This is a genomic window from Pseudomonas sp. FSL W7-0098 (genome assembly GCF_005930585.1).
GTDB lineage: Bacteria > Pseudomonadota > Gammaproteobacteria > Pseudomonadales > Pseudomonadaceae > Aquipseudomonas > Aquipseudomonas bubulae.
The window spans coordinates 1-18,635 of sequence record NZ_RXHW01000012.1; the positions used below are offsets into that span (position 1 = coordinate 1).

General features: G+C 61.0%; 17 protein-coding genes and 3 tRNA genes. 11 read left to right on the forward strand and 9 right to left on the reverse strand.

Translation table 11 applies throughout. The features are described from left to right. Positions 1-18: 18 nt before the first annotated feature. The 4 genes from FHL07_RS19935 to gltX form a co-directional block, all read right to left on the reverse strand. Positions 19-94, reverse strand: a tRNA-Ala gene (locus FHL07_RS19935). 50 nt (positions 95-144) lie between these two features. Further along, a tRNA-Glu gene (locus FHL07_RS19940) sits at positions 145-220 on the reverse strand. Between the two features lie 77 nt (positions 221-297). Beyond that, positions 298-373, reverse strand: a tRNA-Ala gene (locus FHL07_RS19945). A 355-nt stretch (positions 374-728) separates the two neighbouring features. Next, positions 729-2,210: a glutamate--tRNA ligase gene (gene gltX / locus FHL07_RS19950; RefSeq protein ID WP_130871711.1), complete on the reverse strand. Its 1,482-nt coding sequence runs from the start codon at positions 2,208-2,210 to the stop codon at positions 729-731. A gap of 202 nt (positions 2,211-2,412) precedes the next feature. Here gltX and FHL07_RS19955 point away from each other — a divergent pair, with 202 nt between their 5' ends. The 11 genes from FHL07_RS19955 (at position 2,413) to FHL07_RS20005 (ending at position 12,049) form a co-directional block, all read left to right on the forward strand. Then, entirely contained in the window at positions 2,413-3,363 is a 951-nt protein-coding gene (locus FHL07_RS19955) for a 2-hydroxyacid dehydrogenase (RefSeq protein WP_095024076.1), read from the forward strand. A 14-nt stretch (positions 3,364-3,377) separates the two neighbouring features. Further along, positions 3,378-4,703 carry an Nramp family divalent metal transporter gene (locus FHL07_RS19960; RefSeq protein ID WP_095002719.1) on the forward strand — a complete coding sequence of 442 codons (1,326 nt, stop codon included), beginning with the start codon at positions 3,378-3,380 and terminating at the stop codon, positions 4,701-4,703. Positions 4,704-4,773: 70 nt separating this feature from the next. Beyond that, on the forward strand, positions 4,774-5,724 hold the full coding sequence (locus tag FHL07_RS19965; protein WP_138738833.1) for a siderophore-interacting protein: 951 nt from the start codon (positions 4,774-4,776) through the stop codon (positions 5,722-5,724). Between the two features lie 191 nt (positions 5,725-5,915). Continuing rightward, positions 5,916-7,115 (forward strand): PepSY-associated TM helix domain-containing protein, encoded by a 1,200-nt coding sequence (locus FHL07_RS19970; RefSeq protein WP_095002721.1) that lies wholly within the window; start codon positions 5,916-5,918, stop codon positions 7,113-7,115. Continuing rightward, entirely contained in the window at positions 7,112-7,651 is a 540-nt protein-coding gene (locus tag FHL07_RS19975; RefSeq protein WP_095002722.1) for a thiamine pyrophosphate-binding protein, read from the forward strand. The genes FHL07_RS19970 and FHL07_RS19975 overlap by 4 nt, the downstream gene beginning before the upstream one ends. Then, the gene (locus FHL07_RS19980) at positions 7,651-7,986 is read left to right on the forward strand and encodes a hypothetical protein (RefSeq protein WP_095002723.1); all 336 of its coding nucleotides are present in this window, start codon (positions 7,651-7,653) and stop codon (positions 7,984-7,986) included. Before FHL07_RS19975 ends, FHL07_RS19980 begins: the two co-directional genes overlap by 1 nt. Further along, positions 7,983-8,537, forward strand: coding sequence for a DUF6162 family protein (locus tag FHL07_RS19985; protein WP_138738834.1), 555 nt, complete (start codon positions 7,983-7,985; stop codon positions 8,535-8,537). The genes FHL07_RS19980 and FHL07_RS19985 overlap by 4 nt, the downstream gene beginning before the upstream one ends. Before the next feature lie 34 nt (positions 8,538-8,571). After that, entirely contained in the window at positions 8,572-9,513 is a 942-nt protein-coding gene (locus tag FHL07_RS19990; protein WP_095032205.1) for a metal ABC transporter substrate-binding protein, read from the forward strand. Next, positions 9,510-10,265, forward strand: coding sequence for a metal ABC transporter ATP-binding protein (locus FHL07_RS19995; protein WP_095025034.1), 756 nt, complete (start codon positions 9,510-9,512; stop codon positions 10,263-10,265). The genes FHL07_RS19990 and FHL07_RS19995 overlap by 4 nt, the downstream gene beginning before the upstream one ends. Continuing rightward, positions 10,262-11,161, forward strand: a complete 900-nt coding sequence (locus FHL07_RS20000) for a metal ABC transporter permease (RefSeq protein WP_095018972.1) — start codon at positions 10,262-10,264, stop codon at positions 11,159-11,161. Before FHL07_RS19995 ends, FHL07_RS20000 begins: the two co-directional genes overlap by 4 nt. After that, positions 11,162-12,049, forward strand: a complete 888-nt coding sequence (locus FHL07_RS20005) for a metal ABC transporter solute-binding protein, Zn/Mn family (protein ID WP_138738835.1) — start codon at positions 11,162-11,164, stop codon at positions 12,047-12,049. A gap of 153 nt (positions 12,050-12,202) precedes the next feature. On the opposite strand, the gene lipA is transcribed toward FHL07_RS20005, so the two are convergent. From lipA to cycA, 5 genes are all read right to left on the reverse strand, one after another. Continuing rightward, positions 12,203-13,174, reverse strand: coding sequence for a lipoyl synthase (gene lipA, locus FHL07_RS20010; protein WP_130871716.1), 972 nt, complete (start codon positions 13,172-13,174; stop codon positions 12,203-12,205). 25 nt (positions 13,175-13,199) lie between these two features. Further along, positions 13,200-14,453, reverse strand: a complete 1,254-nt coding sequence (gene glyA, locus FHL07_RS20015) for a serine hydroxymethyltransferase (RefSeq protein WP_095025031.1) — start codon at positions 14,451-14,453, stop codon at positions 13,200-13,202. 49 nt (positions 14,454-14,502) lie between these two features. Further along, on the reverse strand, positions 14,503-14,880 hold the full coding sequence (gene gcvH, locus FHL07_RS20020; protein ID WP_095002731.1) for a glycine cleavage system protein GcvH: 378 nt from the start codon (positions 14,878-14,880) through the stop codon (positions 14,503-14,505). A gap of 424 nt (positions 14,881-15,304) precedes the next feature. Beyond that, positions 15,305-16,834, reverse strand: a complete 1,530-nt coding sequence (locus FHL07_RS20025; protein WP_138738836.1) for a sigma-54-dependent transcriptional regulator — start codon at positions 16,832-16,834, stop codon at positions 15,305-15,307. An 85-nt stretch (positions 16,835-16,919) separates the two neighbouring features. After that, positions 16,920-18,329 carry a D-serine/D-alanine/glycine transporter gene (gene cycA / locus FHL07_RS20030; RefSeq protein WP_095002733.1) on the reverse strand — a complete coding sequence of 470 codons (1,410 nt, stop codon included), beginning with the start codon at positions 18,327-18,329 and terminating at the stop codon, positions 16,920-16,922. Between the last annotated feature and the right edge of the window lie 306 nt (positions 18,330-18,635).

The window sequence follows — 18,635 nt, forward strand, 5'->3', positions numbered from 1 at the left end:
CGACATTGAACTGTAAATTGGTGGAGCTAAACGGGATCGAACCGTTGACCTCTTGCATGCCATGCAAGCGCTCTCCCAGCTGAGCTATAGCCCCGATTTATCGCCTGGCGGCGGAGCATCACCGAAGTGCTGCTTCTGTAAAACTGGCGTCCCCTAGGGGACTCGAACCCCTGTTACCGCCGTGAAAGGGCGGTGTCCTAGGCCACTAGACGAAGGGGACACAAACCCTTCTAACATTGACCAGCGCTGAGTGCTGGTCGATTCAATGCCGGTGTGGCCAGGCATTGAACAGTAAATTGGTGGAGCTAAACGGGATCGAACCGTTGACCTCTTGCATGCCATGCAAGCGCTCTCCCAGCTGAGCTATAGCCCCAAACTTTCAGTATTGGGTGTTGCTGTGTTGCTGTGTTGCGTTCTGCTTGTTTCGTGTTGCTGTGTTGACGGGGCGCATATTAAGACTGGATGGGTAGGCTGTCAAACTTATTTTTAAACTTTTTTAAAAAAATTTGCCGTGAGAACAACCACTTACCCTTCCCGCCCCGTAAATACGGGGCCAAACCCCAACCAAAACCTTGTAGCAGCTGCCGAAGGCTGCGTCCGGCGGCATAGCCGTCGTAAATGCAGAATGCTCGATTTGACTGAAAAACCGTGCATTTAGATTTTACGATTGCTTCGCAATCGAACGCAGCCTCGTTCCTTCGGCAGCTGCTACGGTTTTTTACGCCCTGTTAACCAATCGTGTTAAACAGCTTTTCCCACTCTTTGTTTTCTTTCTTGGACACGCCACCCAGCAGGTCCAGCGCCTGACGCAGACGGAAACGGGTCAGGTCCGGCCCCAGGATTTCCATGGCGTCCAGCACCGACACAGAGCTGGCCTGCCCCGTGATCGAGGCAAACATCAGCGGCATGGCATCACGCAGCTTCAACTCCAAGCTTTCAACCACGGCCTGGATGCTGCCGGTGATGGCGTCCTTTTCCCACTGACGCAGGCTTTCCAGCTTCCACAGGATCAACTGCATCAATTGACGCACTTGCTCGTTGGACAGCTTCTTGTGCTCAAACAGCTTGGCATCCAGTTGCAGGCCGCCGGAGAAGAAGAACCCGGCCAGCGGTGCAATCTGGCTGAACGTCTCGACACGGCCCTGTACCAGCGGCGCGATTTTCATCATGTACTCGGGGTTCAGCGCCCATTGCTGTACGCGGCTGGCGAACTCGTCCAGCGGCAAATCACGCAGCCATTGGCCATTGAGCCAGGACAGCTTTTCAACGTCGAAAATCGGCCCGCCCAGCGATACACGGCTCAGATCGAAGTTGTCGACCATTTCCTGCAGCGAGAACTTCTCGCGCTCGTCCGGCATCGACCAGCCCATGCGGCCCAGGTAGTTGAGCATCGCTTCAGGCATAAAGCCCATGCGCTCGTAGAAAGTCACCGAAGTCGGGTTCTTGCGCTTGGACAGCTTGCTCTTGTCCGGGTTGCGCAGCAGCGGCATGTAGCACAGCTGCGGTTGTTCCCAGCCGAAGTATTCATACAGCAGGATCAGTTTGGGTGCCGATGGCAGCCACTCTTCGCCACGCAGTACGTGGGTGATGCCCATCAGGTGATCGTCGACCACGTTGGCCAGGAAGTAGGTCGGCAGGCCGTCGGTTTTCATCAGGACTTGCATGTCCATGCGGTCCCACGGGATTTCAACGTCGCCGCGCAGCAGATCCGGTACTACGCAGACGCCCTCGGTCGGCACTTTCATGCGGATTACGTGAGGTTCGCCAGCGGCCAGGCGTTCAGCCACTTCTTCCTTGGACAACAGCAGCGCACGACCGTCGTAGCGCGGGGTCTCGCCCTTGGCCATTTGCTCGGCGCGCATCTGGTCCAGCTCTTCACTCGTGCAGAAGCACGGGAACGCATGGCCCATATCCACCAGTTGCTGGGTGTATTTCTTGTAAATGTCGCTACGTTCGCTCTGACGGTACGGGCCGTGCGGGCCGCCGACGTCCGGGCCTTCACTCCAGGTGATACCCAGCCAGCGCAGGGCATCGTAGATCTGCTGCTCGGACTCGCGGGTCGAGCGCAGTTGGTCGGTATCTTCGATCCGCAGGATGAATTCGCCGCCATGCTGCTTGGCAAAGCAGTAGTTGAACAAAGCAATGTAAGCGGTGCCGACGTGGGGGTCGCCGGTAGGCGATGGCGCAATGCGCGTGCGAACGGTGGTCATGGGCGGTCTCGAAGTGAAGATAAAACAAAGGGCGAATGGTAACAGGCCGACCCGGCCCGGCTCCAGTACAGGACTCAGCCCGGCCGCCACACGGTTGAAAAAAGCTGTAATAGAGCGTTTGTATCGAATTGATACGGGGAAAAACAGCCTATACCGGTGTTAATCTCGGCTCATTCCCGACATCCCCTGACTGGAGAGACCTATGCCCCACGTTGTGCTGGTGCTGGTAGAGAGCGTTAACGATTACCTGCATATGCTGGAGAACCAGGGCTACGAGCTGATCCTTGCGCCCACCCCCGCCAGTCGCGCCGAAGCCATAGCCCGACACGGCGCCCGCATCGACGCCGTGCTGACTCGCGGCCCGCTGGGCTTGCAGGCCGATGAAATGGCCGCCCTGCCCCTGCTCCGAATCATCTGCGTGATCGGCGCCGGCTTCGAACAGGTCGATTTGCAGGCCGCCAGCAACCTGGGCATTACCGTGACTTTTGGCGCCGGGGCCAATGCTTCATCGGTTGCCGACCACGCCATGGCGCTGCTGTTGTCCGTGGTGCGCGGCATCCCCCAGGCCGACGCCAGCATCCGCCGCAATGAATGGGTCAAGGTGCGCCAGCCGTCACTGTCGGGCAAACGCATGGGCATTATCGGCCTCGGCGCCATCGGCGCTGCCATCGCCAAACGTGCGGCCCACGGCTTTGACATGAGCATCCGCTACCACAGCCGCCAGCCGCACCCCGACTCGCCCTACACCTACTGTGCCAGCGTGCTGGAACTGGCCGCTGCGGTGGATTTCCTGATGATCGCCACCCCCGGTGGCAGCGCCACCCATCACCTGGTCAACGCCCGTGTGCTGGACGCCCTGGGCAGCGAGGGCTACCTGATCAATATTGCCCGCGGCAGTGTGGTCGATACCCAGGCGCTGATCAGCGCCCTGACCGCCGGCAAAATCGCCGGGGCCGGGCTGGATGTGTTTGAAGACGAACCGCGGGTGCCCGACCCGCTCAAGACCCTCGGCAACGTGGTCATGACCCCGCATGTGGCCGGCCAGTCACCCGACGCGGTCGAAGCCACGGTGCAATTGGTGGTCGATAACCTGCGGGCGTTTTTTGCCGGCAAACCCGTTCTCACCCCGGTGCCATTGCCCCACCCTGCCTGACCCGGAGCCTGCGCTTGAAATTCCGCCTGCCAACAACCGCCACTGCGCCCTTCTGCCCCTCCGAAGTCAGTGGCAGCGTGCCCGTCGACGCCAGCGCGCCGTTTTTCAGGCGCGTGCTGCGCTTTGCCGGGCCCGGCCTGCTGATCAGCATCGGCTATATGGACCCTGGCAACTGGGCCACCGCCATCGAAGCCGGCTCACGTTACGGCTACCACCTGCTGTTTGTGGTACTGCTCGCCAGCCTCGCGGGCATGGCCGTGCAATGCCTGTGTTCGCGCCTTGGCATCGCCACCGGCCGCGATCTGGCGCAGCTGTGCCGTGAGCGCTACAGCAAGCGCTCGGCGCGGGTGCAATGGCTGCTGGCGGAAATCTCGATCATCGCCACCGACCTGGCCGAAGTACTCGGCTGCGCGCTGGCGTTCCATCTGCTGCTGGGCTGCTCGCTGACCACCGGCATCGCCCTCACTGCCTTCGACACCTTGCTGGTGCTGGCCTTGCAAGGGAGGGGATTTCGCCGACTTGAAGCGATCATGCTGGCGCTGGTGATGACTATCGTCGGTTGTTTTTTTGTCGAACTGGTACTGATCAAACCTTACTGGCCCGACGTGTTCGAGGGCTTCAAACCGTCACTGTCGGCCATCAGCGACGCAGCACCGCTGTACATCGCCATCGGCATCATTGGCGCCACCGTGATGCCGCACAACCTGTACCTGCACAGCTCCATCGTCCAGACACGCCTGACCGGCAGCGACTACGCCAGCAAACTGGATGCCGTACGCCTTTCACGCATCGACACCATCGGCTCCCTGGCCCTGGCGCTGCTGGTCAATGCCGCCATCCTGATCCTCGCTGCGGCCGCTTTCCACCAGACCGGCAATACCGACGTGGTCGAGATCCAGGACGCCTACCGCATGCTCGACCCGCTGGTGGGCGGAGCCATGGCCAGCATCCTGTTCGGCGTGGCATTGCTGGCCTCGGGGCAAAGCTCGACATTCACCGGCACCATTGCCGGGCAAGTGATCATGGAGGGCTATCTGAACCTGAAGATTCCCTGCTGGCAACGGCGCCTGATCACCCGCGGGCTGGCACTGGTGCCTGCATTCCTGGGCGTGTGGCTGATGGGCGACGATGCGGTGGGCAAGCTGCTGATCCTCAGCCAGGTGGTACTCAGCCTGCAACTGCCCTTTGCCCTGTACCCGCTGATCCGCATGACCAGCGACAAACGACTTATGGGCCCGTTTGCCAACCGACTGCCGACGCGGCTGCTGGCGTGGTTTCTGTTTGCAGTCATCAGTTGCGCCAACCTGTGGCTGATTGCACAGATCGGGTTCGGCGCCTAACCCCCAGCCCCTTAAATTCGGCGCGCAATGGCTCGTTATACAAGACGACTCCTGCTATTGAGGTGCTGTTATGTCCGCCGCTGCCACCCTGGTGCAAAACCTGCGCAATCGTCTGAGCAAGCCTGCGGGATATCGTCTGTTCGATATCCAGCTCAAGCACCGCATCACCTTGAGCCCGTCACTGACGCGCTTTGTGTTCAGCGGTAGCGATGTGGCGCTGATGCGCACCCTGGCACCCGACCAACGGGTCAAGCTACTGTTCCCCAGCGCCAACGGCGCCACCGCCAACCTGCCCAAACAGAGCGACTGGCGAGCGCCCCTGCGGGATATGAGCCCCGAGTCAGTGCCACCCATGCGCTCCTACACCCTTCGCAACCTGCGCACAGAGGCCGGCGAACTGGATATCGACTTCGTCCTCCACGGCGTCACCGGCCCTGCCACACGCTGGGCTAGCCAGGCCAAGGCGGGGGATCGCCTGCAGATCGCAGCGCCCAATGCAGCCTGCACCGACGACCCCGGTGGCTATGAATGGCAGCCACCGCAAGGCATGCGCAAACTGTTGCTGATCGGCGACGAAACTGCGCTGCCAGCCATTGCCGGCATCCTTGAAGAACTTGCCCTGCACCCCGACTCCCCCCAGGTCCAGGCCTTTATTGAAGTTCCTCAAGAAGCCGACTGCCAGCCCTTGCTCTGTGGCCCGAATACCAAGGTGCACTGGTTGCCGCGTGCCAGCCTGGGCAAACAGCATGGCGATGGCATGCTCCTGGCCGCCCGCGAACTGGCCAGCCTGCCGCCCAGACGCATGCAGGCCCGGGCGTGCGCTGAACTGCAAGAGCTGGATCTGGATAACCAGCGCCTATGGGAGCGGGCCAGCGCCAAACACAATGAGTTTTATGCCTGGGTAGCCGGGGAATCGATGGCGGTGATGGCGATCAGGCGGTTTTTCGTCCATGAGTGCGGCATGGACCGCAAGGGGCTGACCTTGATGGGGTATTGGAAGCAGGGTCGGTCGCTAGGGTGATACTGGCCCTTGTAGCAGCTGCCGAACGCAGCCTCGTTCCGCTCGTCAGCTGCTACAGGCGAATGAGAACAAGAAACAATTTTTTACATATCTAGCTTCGGGTTTTGCTCTTCTCATCCGTCCTACATGGATAAGCAATCGCTTCTCAATGGCGATTACACACCCGCCCCGCCGCGAGTTTGCCGTTTCCCATGTCCAAAAAATCCCGTTCAAAACTCTGGTTCCTGGTTCACAGCTGGATGACCCTGCCCATCTGGTTCTTTGTGCTGATTGTCTGCGTGACCGGCACACTGGCTGTGGTCAGCCAGGAGATCGTCTGGCTGGCCACCCCCGAGGCCCGTGCCACACAACCGGCCGATGATGCACCCCTGCTGACTTACGAGCAGGTACTGAGCGCCATTCACAAGGCCGAACCGACGCTGGCCGTACAGTCGATCAGCCGCCCGGACGAGTCGCACTTTGCCCTGGTGGCCAGCGTGGTGTACCCGGACGGCCGCTCGCCATCGTTGTATATCAGTCCCTATACCGGGGTGATCCAGGGCGAAAGCCCCAGCTTTGACTTCAAGGCCTTTACCCGCGCCCTCCACGGCTGGTGGCTGGTGCCCTTTACCAACGGCTATAGCTGGGGCTGGTACCTGGTGTCATTCCTCGGCCTGCCGCTGCTGGCATCGCTGATCACCGGGCTGGTGGTCTACAAGAAGTTCTGGAAAGGCTTTTTCAAGCCCAACCTGCGTTTCAAACACGGGGCGCGGATTTTTTGGGGGGATTTTCATCGCCTGTGCGGCATCTGGTCGATCTGGTTTATTGCAGTGATTTCCATCACCGGCCTGTGGTTCCTGATCCAGGCTTTCATGTTCGATAACCAGATCTCCATCTCGACCGCAGGCAACCCGCCGGTTGTGGCCCGCCAGGATGTGCCGCTTATGCCGGACGGCAAGCCAGCACCGCAGATCAGCCTCGATCAGGCGGTCAAGATTGCCGCCGACAACATCCCGGGGCTGGAAGCCAGCTTTGTCAGCCTGCCGAGCAATGCCTACGGGCATATCGAAGTGGGCGGCCCGGGCTGGTACCCGCTGCTGTTCCAGACTGCCGACATCAACCCGTACAACGGCGCAATCGAAGGCTCACGGATGATTGCCGACCGCTCCGGGCTGGAGCTGGTGACCGAGTCCATGCGCCCGCTGCACACCGGCGATTTTGGCGGGTTGTGGGTCAAGCTGATCTGGTTCTTCTTCGGCCTGATTCTCAGCATGATGGTGTTGAGCGGCCTGTTGATCTGGACCAAACGGACGGCCCTGGCCACCGCCAATGCCCTCAAACGCAGCGAAAAACCCCGGCGGGCAGCCGCCGTCTCGGCGCATAAACCACAGCACGAAGAGGCCAATGTATGAGCAAGGCAGCGGCTGCACAGCCTGCGTCCACCCTGAGCCGGCTGTGGCACAAATGGCGCTTTCACATCAATGTCCTGCTGTTACTGGTGCCGCTGGGCTTTATGCCCAAGTACTTTGCCGACGCTTCCCTGTTTCGCGGCGACAGCGGCCTGGGCGAGCGCGACATCGGCACCGTGCAGGTCGGCCCCTGGAGCCTGCAACTGGCCGAGTTGCGCAACGAGGCCCCGCGCCCCGATGGCCCGGCAGGTTATATGAAAAGTTTTAACGCGGCCCTGTGTGACACCTGCATCGATCAGGTCAAGGCCGCCTACCTGCGTATCGGCAAACCGCGCAGCCTGCGCGCCGCCGGGGTGATTTTCTTCGGCACGCCTTATCGCATGGGCGCCACCCTGCCCATCCCGGAACGCACCAAGGCCGATGCCGAGCTGTGGATCACCCTCGAAGGGTGGGACGGCTCCATGCACCAGGCCGCCATTCCCCTGAGCCAGGCCTCACCGGCAACCCTCGCCTGGCTGGCCCAACGAGGAGCGAAATAATGCATGCGCGCCTGTTTAAAACACCTGCCCTGGCAACGGCCCTGATCGCCTTGATCGGCGTTTGCAGCCAGGCACAGGCCCACAACCCGATGTGCGAATGCAAGGCCATTGAAGACGGACAAATCCGCTGCACCGGCGGGTTTTCTGATGGCAGCGGCGCACCGGGGGTGACCCTGGACGTGATCGGCTACGACGAAACCATCCTGGTACCCGGCAAGCTGGGGGCCGATTCGACCCTGACCTTCAAACGTCCGGATGCCGAGTTTTATGTGCTCTTCGACGCCGGCCCTGGGCATATCGTTGAAATCGACCAAGCCGATATCGAGGCCCCATGAGTACTCAAGTCGTACGCCCGGCCGGGGCGGGGCATGAAACCCTGTATGTGCTGCTGTTGTGCCTGCTGATTGTGACCGTGGCCGGCTCGGTGGTGGCCTGGCGTCATGAATCCAGCGAGGTGACGTCGGTGGCGGCCCATCAGCTGGATGCGCGCCGCGACCTGAATGCCGCCGAACAAGGGATCTATGCCGATCTGCGGGTCACCCTGGACGAAATCCTGCTGCTGCGCGAAGAGTCCGCCGCCCTGCCCCAACCCGCGCAACTGGCCGAAGAAGGCTTCGCGCCCTTTGGCCAAGACGCCAGTTCGGTGAGCCGTGGCAACCACGCCTGGCAGTTGCTCGGCGAGCAGGCGTACCTGGGCCTGAGCCCCAGCCCTGAAGTGGCAGGCTCGTTTCTGCTGCGCATTGGCGACCAACCGGACGTGTGGCTTAACCGCAATCCCGGCGCCAGTGTCCCTGCCGTCCTTGACGATGCCGCCCTCAACCAGAGTGGCTGGCAACAAGTGATCGCGCAATTCGATGCCGGGGTTACCCGTCAGCACCGCCACTGAACCCACCGCTTGCCCTGAGAGAAGACTGCTCGCCATGTCGATTTCATCTGTATTGCGCCGCCGCACCCTGTTGCTGGCCAGCCTGTTCGCCCTTTGCCTGCCTCCCCTGGTCAGCGCCGACACCGCGCCCGCGCCCCTGGCCAAGCCGCTGCGTATCGGCATCACCCTGCACCCTTACTACAGCTATGTGAAAAACATCGTCGGTGACAGGGCTGAAGTGGTGCCGCTGATTCCGGCCGGGTTCAACCCGCACGCCTACGAGCCCCGCGCTGAAGACATCAAGCGCATCGGCACCCTGGATGTCATCGTGCTCAATGGTGTGGGCCATGATGACTTCGCCGACCGCATGATCGAGGCCAGCGAAAAACCGCAGATCCCGGTGATCGAGGCCAACCAGAACGTACCGCTGCTGGCCGCCACGGGTAACGCGGCACGGGGTGCAGGCAAGGTGGTCAACCCGCATACCTTTCTGTCCATCAGCGCCTCGATCGCTCAGGTCAACAACATTGCCCGTGAACTGGGCAAGCTCGACCCGGCCAACGCCAAGGCTTACACCGCCAATGCCCGCGCCTACGGCAAACGCCTGCGCCAGATGCGCGCAGATGCCCTGGCCAAACTGACCCAGGCGCCCAATGCCGACCTGCGCGTAGCCACGGTGCACGCGGCTTACGACTATCTGCTGCGCGAGTTTGGCCTGGAAGTGACGGCTGTGGTCGAACCTGCCCACGGTATCGAGCCCAGCCCCAGCCAACTGAAGAAAACCATCGACCAATTGCGCGAACTGGATGTGAAGGTGATCTTCTCCGAGATGGATTTCCCGTCCACTTACGTCGACACCATCCAGCGCGAGTCAGGGGTCAGGCTGTACCCGCTGTCGCATATTTCCTACGGTGACTACAGCGCCGACAAGTACGAAAAAGAAATGACCGGCAACCTCAATACTGTGGTCCGGGCAATCCAGGAGGCCGGCGCATGACCGCCGCCGAACGCCTCTGCGTCACGGCCTGCGGGCCGGGGGTGGAGTTTGACCAGGTGTCGCTGACCCTGGGGCGCACGCCCATTCTCGATCATGTCAGCTTCAGCATCCGCCCTGGCAGTGTGCATGCCCTGGTAGGGCCCAACGGCGGCGGTAAAAGTTCGCTGATCAAGACGCTATTGGGGCAAATGCCCCATCAGGGTCGCCTGTGCCTGAACTGGCCCGGTGAGCCGGGGCTGATCGGTTATGTGCCCCAGGCACTGGAATTCGACCGTGGCCTGCCGATGACCGTCGATGATTTTATGGCCGCCATGTGCCAGCGTCGCCCGGCCTTTATGGGGTTGTCGCGCAAGGTCGCCCCGGCCATCGGCGAAGCGCTGGAACGGGTGGGCATGCAAGATAAACGCAAGCGGCGCATGGGCGCGCTGTCCGGTGGTGAACGCCAGCGGGTGCTGCTGGCCCAGGGCCTGATCCCGGCACCGCAATTGCTGGTGCTGGATGAACCCATGTCGGCCCTGGACGAAGCCGGTGCCCAGGTGTTTGAGCGGCTGCTGACAGACTGGCGCCGGGCCGGGGTCACGGTGGTGTGGATCGAACACGACCTGGCCGCCGTCAAGCGCCTGGCCGAGCGTGTCACCGGGCTCAACCGCCAGGTGCTGTTCGACGGGCCGCCGGAACAAACCCTGAGCCCGGAACGTTTGCTCACGCTGTTTTCGACCCATCCCAAGGCTCACGGGAGCGCCCTTTCATGAGTTACGAAGCCTTCCGCTTGCTAGTCCAGGGCTGGGCGTCTGCCGGTTATCTGCCAGAAGTACTGGCGTATGGCTTTGTGGTCAACGCCCTGCTCGCAGGCTTGCTGATCGGCCCCGTGCTGGGCGGCCTGGGCACCCTGGTAGTGGTCAAGCGTTTTGCGTTTTTTTCCGAGGCCGTGGGCCATGCCGCACTGACCGGCGTGGCCATCGGCATCCTGCTCGGCGAACCCTACACCGGCCCCTATGGCAGCCTGTTCGGCTACTGCCTGCTGTTCGGGATTTCGCTCAACTACCTGCGCAACCGCACCGGGCTGGCACCGGATACGCTGATCGGAGTGTTCCTCTCGGTGTCGCTGGCCCTAGGCGCGAGCCTGCTGCTGATTCTGGCCGGCAAGATCAACGTGCATATCCTCGAAAACGTGCTGTTCGGTTCGGTATTGACGGTCAACGGTAACGACCTGCTGGTACTGGCCGTGGTCGGCGCGCTGGTGCTGGGCCTCAGCTTGCCGCTGTACAACCGCATCATGCTGGCCAGCTTCAACCCGCAACTGGCCGCTGTACGCGGGGTGGCCGTGAAGGCGCTGGACTACCTGTTCGTGATTCTGGTGACGCTGATCACCGTCGCCGCCGTTAAAGTTATCGGCGCGATTCTGGTCGGCGCCCTGCTGGTGATTCCTGCGGCGGCGGCACGATTGCTCAGCCAGTCGCTGAAGGGGTTTTTCTGGATCTCGGTGCTGATCGCCACCGTCAGCACCCTGTGCGGCATTCTGCTGCCCATCGTGTTTGACCTGCCGATCCCGTCCGGTGCCGCGATAATTCTGATGGCCGGCATCGCCTTCGCCCTCGCCGCCATCGCCCGTGGCGTGGTGCCCAGCCTGAAAGGGAATATTGGATAAATGTTCACTCTGCGTAAACTGACCCTCGCCCTGGCCCTCACCGGTCTGTTGAGCACCCCGGTGCTGGCCGAAACCACCGTACTGGCCAGCCTGCCGATTACCTTTGGGTTGAGCGAACTGCTGCTCAAGGACAGCGGCGTGAAACTGCAACGGGCAGCACCGGCCAACCTGCCGGGCAGCCGCCAGAGTGCCTATTTCAGCAGCCGTGGTGCCCCGGCCCTGCACTCGCTGGCCACAGAAGCCGATGCGGTGATCGGCCTGCGCTCCGTGTGGAGCGACGATCCGCTATACCCGATGGCGCGGCGCAGCAATATCCGCATTGTTGAAGTGGACGCGGCGCGGCCGGTGGACGGCAGCCTGCCGGGCATTGCCGTGCAACCAGGTGTTCATGTCGATGGCCTCAATAGCCAACCGTGGCTGACCAGCAACAATATGGGGCGCATGGCGGATGTGATCGCTGCCGATCTGGTGCGTTTGGCACCGGATGCCAAGCCGCAGATCGAAGCCAATCTGGCGAGCCTCAAGCAGCGCCTGCTCAAGCTCAGCGCCGACAGCGAAGCGCAGTTGGCCCAGGCGGACAACTTGAGTGTGGTGAGCCTGTCCGACCGATTGGATTACCTGATTGGCGGGTTGAATCTGGAGCGGGTCGAGGTCAATCACAAGGGTGATGAAACCTGGACACCTGAATTACTGCAAGGGTTGACCCAAACCCTGAAAAACAATGAAGTGGCGTTGGTGCTGGACCATCGCCAGCCTTCAGCCGAAGTACAAAAAGCCATTGCCGAGGGTGGCAGCACGCTGGTGGTGATCGGTGCCGATGGCACCGATCCCGTGACTGAGTTGCAGGGCAACTTTGAAGCGATCATCAAGGCACTGAATAAGGATTGAACGCCACGTACCGTAGCAGCTGCCGAAGGAACGAGGCTGCGTTCGGGTGCGCAGCGCCCGTAAAACCTGAATCCGGCACTTGTCTGACACACCGCTGTATCCGGTTTTACGACGGCTGCGCCGCCGAACGCAGCCTCGTTCCTCCGGCAGCTGCTACAAGGTGTTAAGTACCTGCTTGTCGGCATGATAGGAGGAGCGCACCAACGGCCCCGAGGCGACGTTTTTGAAGCCCATGCGCAACCCTTCTTCGGCAAACCAGGCGAAGGTGTCAGGGTGCACAAACCTCTGTACCGCCAGGTGGCTGCGCGAAGGTTGCAGGTACTGGCCCAGGGTCAGCATGTCGACCTCATGCTCGCGCATGCACCGCATCACTTCGATCACCTCTTCGTCCGTCTCGCCCAGCCCCAGCATCAGCCCCGACTTCGTCGGCACATGGGGCACCCGGTGTTTGAAGTTCTGCAGCAAATCCAGTGACCACCCGAAATCCGACCCCGGGCGTGCGGCTTTATACAGTCGCGGTACGGTTTCCAGGTTGTGGTTGAACACATCGGGGGGCTCCTGCGCAGTGATCGCCAGCGCCACATCCATGCGCCCGCGATAGTCGGGCACCAGGGTTTCCAGTTGCACACCGGGCGACAGCTTGCGGATTTCACGCAGGCAATCGACAAAGTGCTGCGCGCCGCCGTCGCGCAAGTCATCACGGTCCACCGAAGTGATCACCACATACTTGAGGCCCAGGTCGGCAATGGCAATCGCCAGGTTTTTCGGCTCGTCCCTGTCCAGAGGTTTGGGCCGGCCGTGCCCCACGTCGCAGAACGGGCAGCGCCGGGTGCAGATATCACCCATGATCATAAAGGTCGCAGTACCGCCCGAAAAACACTCGCCCAGGTTTGGACAGGCCGCTTCTTCGCACACACTGTGCAGCTTGTGCTTACGCAGCAGCGCCTTGACCCGTGCCACCTCGGGCGAGGTGGCAATGGGCACGCGGATCCACTCTGGCTTGCGCGGGATTTCTTCGGTGGGCAGGATCTTCACCGGGATACGCGCCACCTTCTCGGCTCCCCGCAGTTTTACCCCGGTCTGCAAGGGCTGCGGGCGGCTGGTAACAGGCAATGGTGCATTCATGGCTTGGCTCCACACGGGTATGCATTCAGGCCGAATACACTGGAAACAGTGCGCACAGCTCGCCGACCTGACGGGCAACCCGGGCCTCGATCGCCGCATCGCCCGGATGGTCGAGGATGTCGCAGATCCAGGTGGCCAGCGCACGGCACTCGGGTACCTGCAAGCCACGGGTGGTCACCGCCGGGGTGCCGATACGCAGGCCCGAGGTCACGAACGGTGACTGCGGATCGTTGGGCACAGCGTTTTTGTTGACAGTGATATGGGCACGGCCCAGTGCTGCGTCGGCATCCTTGCCGGTAATGCCCTGGCGGATCAGGCTGACCAGAAACAGGTGGTTGTCGGTGCCGCCGGAAACCACGTCATAGCCGCGCTGCTTGAACACTTCAGCCATGGCCTGGGCATTCTTGATCACCTGGAACTGGTAGTCCCTGAAGCCTGGTTCCAGCGCCTCCTTGAAGCACACCGCCTTGGCCGCGATTACATGCATCAGAGGGCCGCCCTGCCCGCCGGGGAATACTGCCGAGTTGAGTTTTTTCTCCAGATCGGCATCAGCCCTGGCCAGAATCAGCCCGCCCCGCGGCCCGCGCAGGGTCTTGTGGGTGGTGGTGGTGACCACATCGGCGTAAGGCAGCGGGTTGGGGTACAAACCGACCGCCACCAGCCCGGCGACATGGGCCATGTCCACAAACAGATACGCCCCGACCTTGTCGGAAATGGCACGAAAACGCGGGAAATCCAGGGTCTTGGAGTAGGCCGAGAACCCGGCCACGATCATTTTGGGCCGATGTTCCAGGGCCAGGCGTTCGACCTCGTCATAGTCGATCAGGCCATTGGCGTCGGTGCCGTATTGCACCGCGTTGTACAGTTTGCCCGATGAACTGACTTTGGCTCCATGAGTCAGGTGGCCGCCGTGAGCCAGGCTCATGCCCAGAAGAGTGTCGCCTGCTTGCAGCAACGCCAGGTACACCGCCGCGTTGGCTTGTGAGCCGGAGTGCGGCTGGACGTTGGCATAGCCTGCGCCGAATAATTGTTTGGCGCGGTCGATGGCCAGTTGTTCGACCACATCAACGTGCTCACAGCCGCCGTAATAACGCTTGCCCGGGTAGCCTTCGGCGTATTTGTTGGTCAGCTCGGTGCCCTGGGCCTGCATTACTTGCGGGCTGGTGTAGTTCTCCGAGGCGATCAGTTCGATATGCTCTTCCTGACGTTGCGCCTCGCGGGTAATGGCGTCGAACAGGGCGGGGTCGAAATCGGACAGGGTCAGGCTTTTATGGAACATGAGGGATTTCCTTTTTATTAGAGATTCAAGCAATGCCTGCGCGGCGATATCAGCCGTTTTCGGCAACAAAGGCGTCATAGGCCTGCTGGTCGAGCAGATCGTTGAAAGCCGACATGTCTTCGATGCAAATACGAAAGAACCAGCCTTCGCCCATGGGTGAGGCATTGACCAGTGCCGGGTCATCGGCCAGAGCCTGGTTAACGGCCACCACCTCTCCGGTGAGCGGCATGGTGATAGTGCTGGCTGCCTTGACCGACTCCAGCACGGCCACTTCGTGACCTGCCTCGAACGCCCCCAGCTCGGGTACCTGCACAAACACCACATCACCCAGTGCCTGCTGGGCAAAGTCGGTAATGCCAACGGTCAAATGGCCCGATGCTTCCAGGCGCAGCCATTCGTGTTCAGGAGTAAAACGCAGAGTGCTCATGTACTTTTCTCTTGTTATCAATGTGTCCTGGTGCAGGACGAACAGACGCAACTGACAGGACAAGAGCAAAGGCAATGCCAAGTTTTAAAAAACCTTTAAAATCAATAACTTAAATAAAAAAGAACGCATTGTGACGAAAGCAGTGGAGTGAAACTGCTCCAGCTCTGGAGAGGGTCTGGCGGGTTGATCCCGCAAGGGCGGGGTCAGGATGGGTACGGAGCGAAATCATTCCACTGGAGCAGAATCACACCACTCGAACCAACGTACGCTGCGCGCACTGAATGCAGCCGCTGAGGAGCTCAGCGGCTACAGGAAAAACTGCAACTGTGGGAGCGAGCCTGCTCGCGAAGGTCGTTCGCGAGCAGGCTCGCTCCCACAATAGGGCTTGATCTACAACAGAGTATCTACCGTTCAGCGGTGCGGGTTACGAACGCGAGGTTATGCCGTATTTACGCAACCGCTGGCCAATGGCGGTATGCGACGTCTGCAGCCTGGAGGCCAACTGCCGGGTCGATGGATAGGCCACGTAGTAACGCTCCAGCAAGGTTTTTTCAAAGCCTTGCACCGCCGCTTCCAGGCTGGTCACTTCTTCGCTGGCCGCCTTTTGGCCGGTCAGCTCGGTACCCGCCAGTTCCAGATCCCCACAATCAATCACATCGCCCTCGCTGGTGGCTGCCGCGCGGAAGATGACGTTTTGCAGTTGCCGAACATTGCCCGCCCAGCGATTGCCCAGCAACAGCGGGTGGGTCGCCACAGCCAGTTGACAGGGCGAGCGGTGAATCTGTTCGCAGGCCTGGCGCAGAAAGTGTTCGGCCAACAGCAGAATGTCCATGCCACGGTCGCGCAACGGTGGCACCAGCAAATTGAGGACGTTAAGACGGTAATACAGATCCTCACGGAAAGTCCCCTCCCTCACCATGCGCTCCAGGTCGCGGTGGGTCGCGCAGAGCACCCGCACATTGACCCGCACTTCGCGCTCGCCGCCGATACGTCGAAAGCAGCCGTCGCTGAGAAACCGCAGCAGCTTGGCTTGCAGGTACGGAGACATCTCCCCCACCTCATCGAGAAACACCGTGCCACGGTCTGCCAACTCCAGCAGCCCCGGTTTGCCGCCACGCTGGGCACCGGTAAAGGCCCCGGCGGCATAGCCGAACAACTCGCTTTCGGCCAGGCTCTCGGGCAGCGCTGCACAGTTCAAGGCCAGGAACGACGCATCGCGGCGGGCGCTCATGGCATGACAGGCGTGGGCCACCAGTTCCTTGCCGGTGCCGGTTTCGCCCTGGATCAGCAGCGGCGCATCCAGGCTCGCCACTTTGTGCAGCCGCGTCTTGAGTTCTTCCAGCACAAGTGACTTGCCGAGCAATGCCTCCAGCCCTTCAGCCGGGTCGCGCAACAAGGACGCCAGCCGCTCGCCGATACGGCTCGGCGGATACAGGGTCAACAGCCCGCCCACCAGAACATCCCTGCCGCCGCTGATGGGCGTGGCATCGAGCAGCAGGTCGCGACCCTTGAAATTCACTTCGCACATGGGCAGGCGAAAGCCTTTATCGATCAGGGTACGGGCCAGGTCAGGGGCCGCGAACAGATTCGACAACGGCTCACCGGTGGGGTCGCTGCCATAAAGATCCGTCAGCCCGGGGTTGGCCAGCAGCACGCAGCCGTCGGGATCCACCGCCGTCACCGGGTCGCTCATGGCGGCCAGCAAGGCCTCCAGTTGCAGGCGGCGGCGCTGGCCCGGGAGGATGTCCACCAGGTCCACAGCCTGCACCCCTGCTACCCCCAGCAAGGCGTGGTGGAGTTCCTCCAGCACTTTTTGCGACAGAGTGGGTGCATCGATATAGACATTCGGCGGGCTCATCTCCACCGCGTCCAGGTTGAGATTGCGCGCGCCCAGCAGCATCAGGATTTCCTGGGTGATGCCGACGCGGTCTTTGAAGGTAACGTGAATTCGCATGGCCTGGCACTCCCTGACAGCAAACAACGAGGGGCGGCACGCCCTGTGCCGCCCCCCGGGCAGAATCAATGTCGTGAAGCGGCCATCAGTCGGTCTGGCAAGCCAGGTCCGCAGCCTCCTGCTTGTTGCGCAGCACCGTGCGATAGCCCAGGCCCAGCACCACAAACCACACCGGCACCATGTACAGCGCCTGGCGAGTGTCATCTTCCAGCGCCAGCAAAGTCAGGATAAACACGAAGAAGGTCAGGCACACCCAGACCATGAACTTGCCACCCGGCATTTTGTACTTCGAGGCACGGTGCAGGTGATCGCGCTTTTTACGATAGGCCAGGTAGGACAGCAGGATCATGGTCCACACAAACATGAACAAGGTGGCCGATACCGTGGTGATCAGGGTGAAGGCCTCCATCAGGTTGGGCACCACATAAATCACCAGCGCGCCCGCCAGCAGACAGATGCAGGAGAAGATCAGGCCATTGGACGGTACCGCACGGCTCGACAGGTTCTTGAACTTGCTCGGCGCGTCGCCATCCATTGCCAGACCAAACAGCATGCGGCTGGTGGAGAACACACCGCTGTTGGCCGAAGACGCTGCCGAGGTCAACACCACGAAATTGATGATGCCTGCGGCTGCGGGCAAACCGGCGAGCATGAACAGTTCAACGAACGGGCTTTTGTCAGCCACCACATCACGCCACGGGGTGACCGCCAGGATCGCAATCAGCGCAAACACGTAGAACATGATGATACGCAGCGGAATCGAGTTGATCGCCCGCGGCAGGTTGCGCTCCGGGTTTTTGGTCTCCGCCGCAGTGGTGCCCACCAGCTCGATGCCGACAAAGGCAAACACGGCAATCTGGAAACCGGCGAAAAAGCCCATCAGCCCATGGGGGAACATGCCGCCGTCATTCCACAGGTTGGCCAGCGATGCCGAATTGCCGGTGGGTGACTGAAACGCCGTGGTCACCATATACAGCCCGGTGCAGACCAGTGCGCAAATGGCCACGATCTTGATCATGGCAAACCAGAACTCCAGTTCGCCGAACATCTTCACCGTGATCAGGTTCAGTGACAGCAGCAACGCGACGCAGCCGATGGCAGGCAGCCATAACGGGATATCGGGGAACCAGAAATGGGTATAGCCGGAGATCGCGATCACATCGGCAATGCCGGTCACAATCCAGCAGAACCAGTAGGTCCAGCCGGTGAAGTATCCGGCCATGGGGCCCAGCAGGTCTGCGGAGAAGTCGATAAAGGATTTGTACTTGAGGTTGGACAGCAACAGCTCGCCCATGGCACGCATCACGAAAAACAACATAAAGCCGATGATCATGTAGACGAAGATGATCGAGGGACCGGCGAGGCTGATGGTCTTGCCCGAGCCCATGAACAGACCGGTACCGATGGCCCCGCCAATGGCGATCAGCTGGATATGGCGATTGGACAGGCTGCGTTGCAGCTCCGGTTCCTGGGTATCAGGTCGGTGATTTTGCATGAATCATCCTCTTTATTGTTCTTGTACGGGGTCCCTGGACCAGATAAACATCATGTTTACCCAGAGCGGACAAAGGGACATGAGCACGTTCTGTGCCAGCACCGTACAAGAGGTCAAGCGGGCCGTTTATGCGCCGTCGAGTCTGTTTGTGTGTAATGGAATCACTCCACAAATAAGCGTTTGCGGGTGGTTCAGTGGAGCGCGGGTACTGTAAACCATGGTCCGACTGAAGTTGTAACGAAATCAGTACATTGGAGCGTATTCGTACCGTGGGCGGCCGAAAGTCGCTTTTATTGTGGGAGCGGG

Coding starts and splice junctions, on each gene's coding strand:
- gltX (WP_130871711.1), bottom strand. CDS start 2,210: ATGACCACCGTTCGCACGCGCATTGCGCCATCGCCTACCGGCGACCCC.
- FHL07_RS19955 (WP_095024076.1), top strand. CDS start 2,413: ATGCCCCACGTTGTGCTGGTGCTGGTAGAGAGCGTTAACGATTACCTG.
- FHL07_RS19965 (WP_138738833.1), top strand. CDS start 4,774: ATGTCCGCCGCTGCCACCCTGGTGCAAAACCTGCGCAATCGTCTGAGC.
- FHL07_RS19970 (WP_095002721.1), top strand. CDS start 5,916: ATGTCCAAAAAATCCCGTTCAAAACTCTGGTTCCTGGTTCACAGCTGG.
- FHL07_RS19975 (WP_095002722.1), top strand. CDS start 7,112: ATGAGCAAGGCAGCGGCTGCACAGCCTGCGTCCACCCTGAGCCGGCTG.
- FHL07_RS19980 (WP_095002723.1), top strand. CDS start 7,651: ATGCATGCGCGCCTGTTTAAAACACCTGCCCTGGCAACGGCCCTGATC.
- FHL07_RS19985 (WP_138738834.1), top strand. CDS start 7,983: ATGAGTACTCAAGTCGTACGCCCGGCCGGGGCGGGGCATGAAACCCTG.
- FHL07_RS19990 (WP_095032205.1), top strand. CDS start 8,572: ATGTCGATTTCATCTGTATTGCGCCGCCGCACCCTGTTGCTGGCCAGC.
- FHL07_RS19995 (WP_095025034.1), top strand. CDS start 9,510: ATGACCGCCGCCGAACGCCTCTGCGTCACGGCCTGCGGGCCGGGGGTG.
- FHL07_RS20000 (WP_095018972.1), top strand. CDS start 10,262: ATGAGTTACGAAGCCTTCCGCTTGCTAGTCCAGGGCTGGGCGTCTGCC.
- FHL07_RS20005 (WP_138738835.1), top strand. CDS start 11,162: ATGTTCACTCTGCGTAAACTGACCCTCGCCCTGGCCCTCACCGGTCTG.
- lipA (WP_130871716.1), bottom strand. CDS start 13,174: ATGAATGCACCATTGCCTGTTACCAGCCGCCCGCAGCCCTTGCAGACC.
- glyA (WP_095025031.1), bottom strand. CDS start 14,453: ATGTTCCATAAAAGCCTGACCCTGTCCGATTTCGACCCCGCCCTGTTC.
- gcvH (WP_095002731.1), bottom strand. CDS start 14,880: ATGAGCACTCTGCGTTTTACTCCTGAACACGAATGGCTGCGCCTGGAA.
- FHL07_RS20025 (WP_138738836.1), bottom strand. CDS start 16,834: ATGCGAATTCACGTTACCTTCAAAGACCGCGTCGGCATCACCCAGGAA.
- cycA (WP_095002733.1), bottom strand. CDS start 18,329: ATGCAAAATCACCGACCTGATACCCAGGAACCGGAGCTGCAACGCAGC.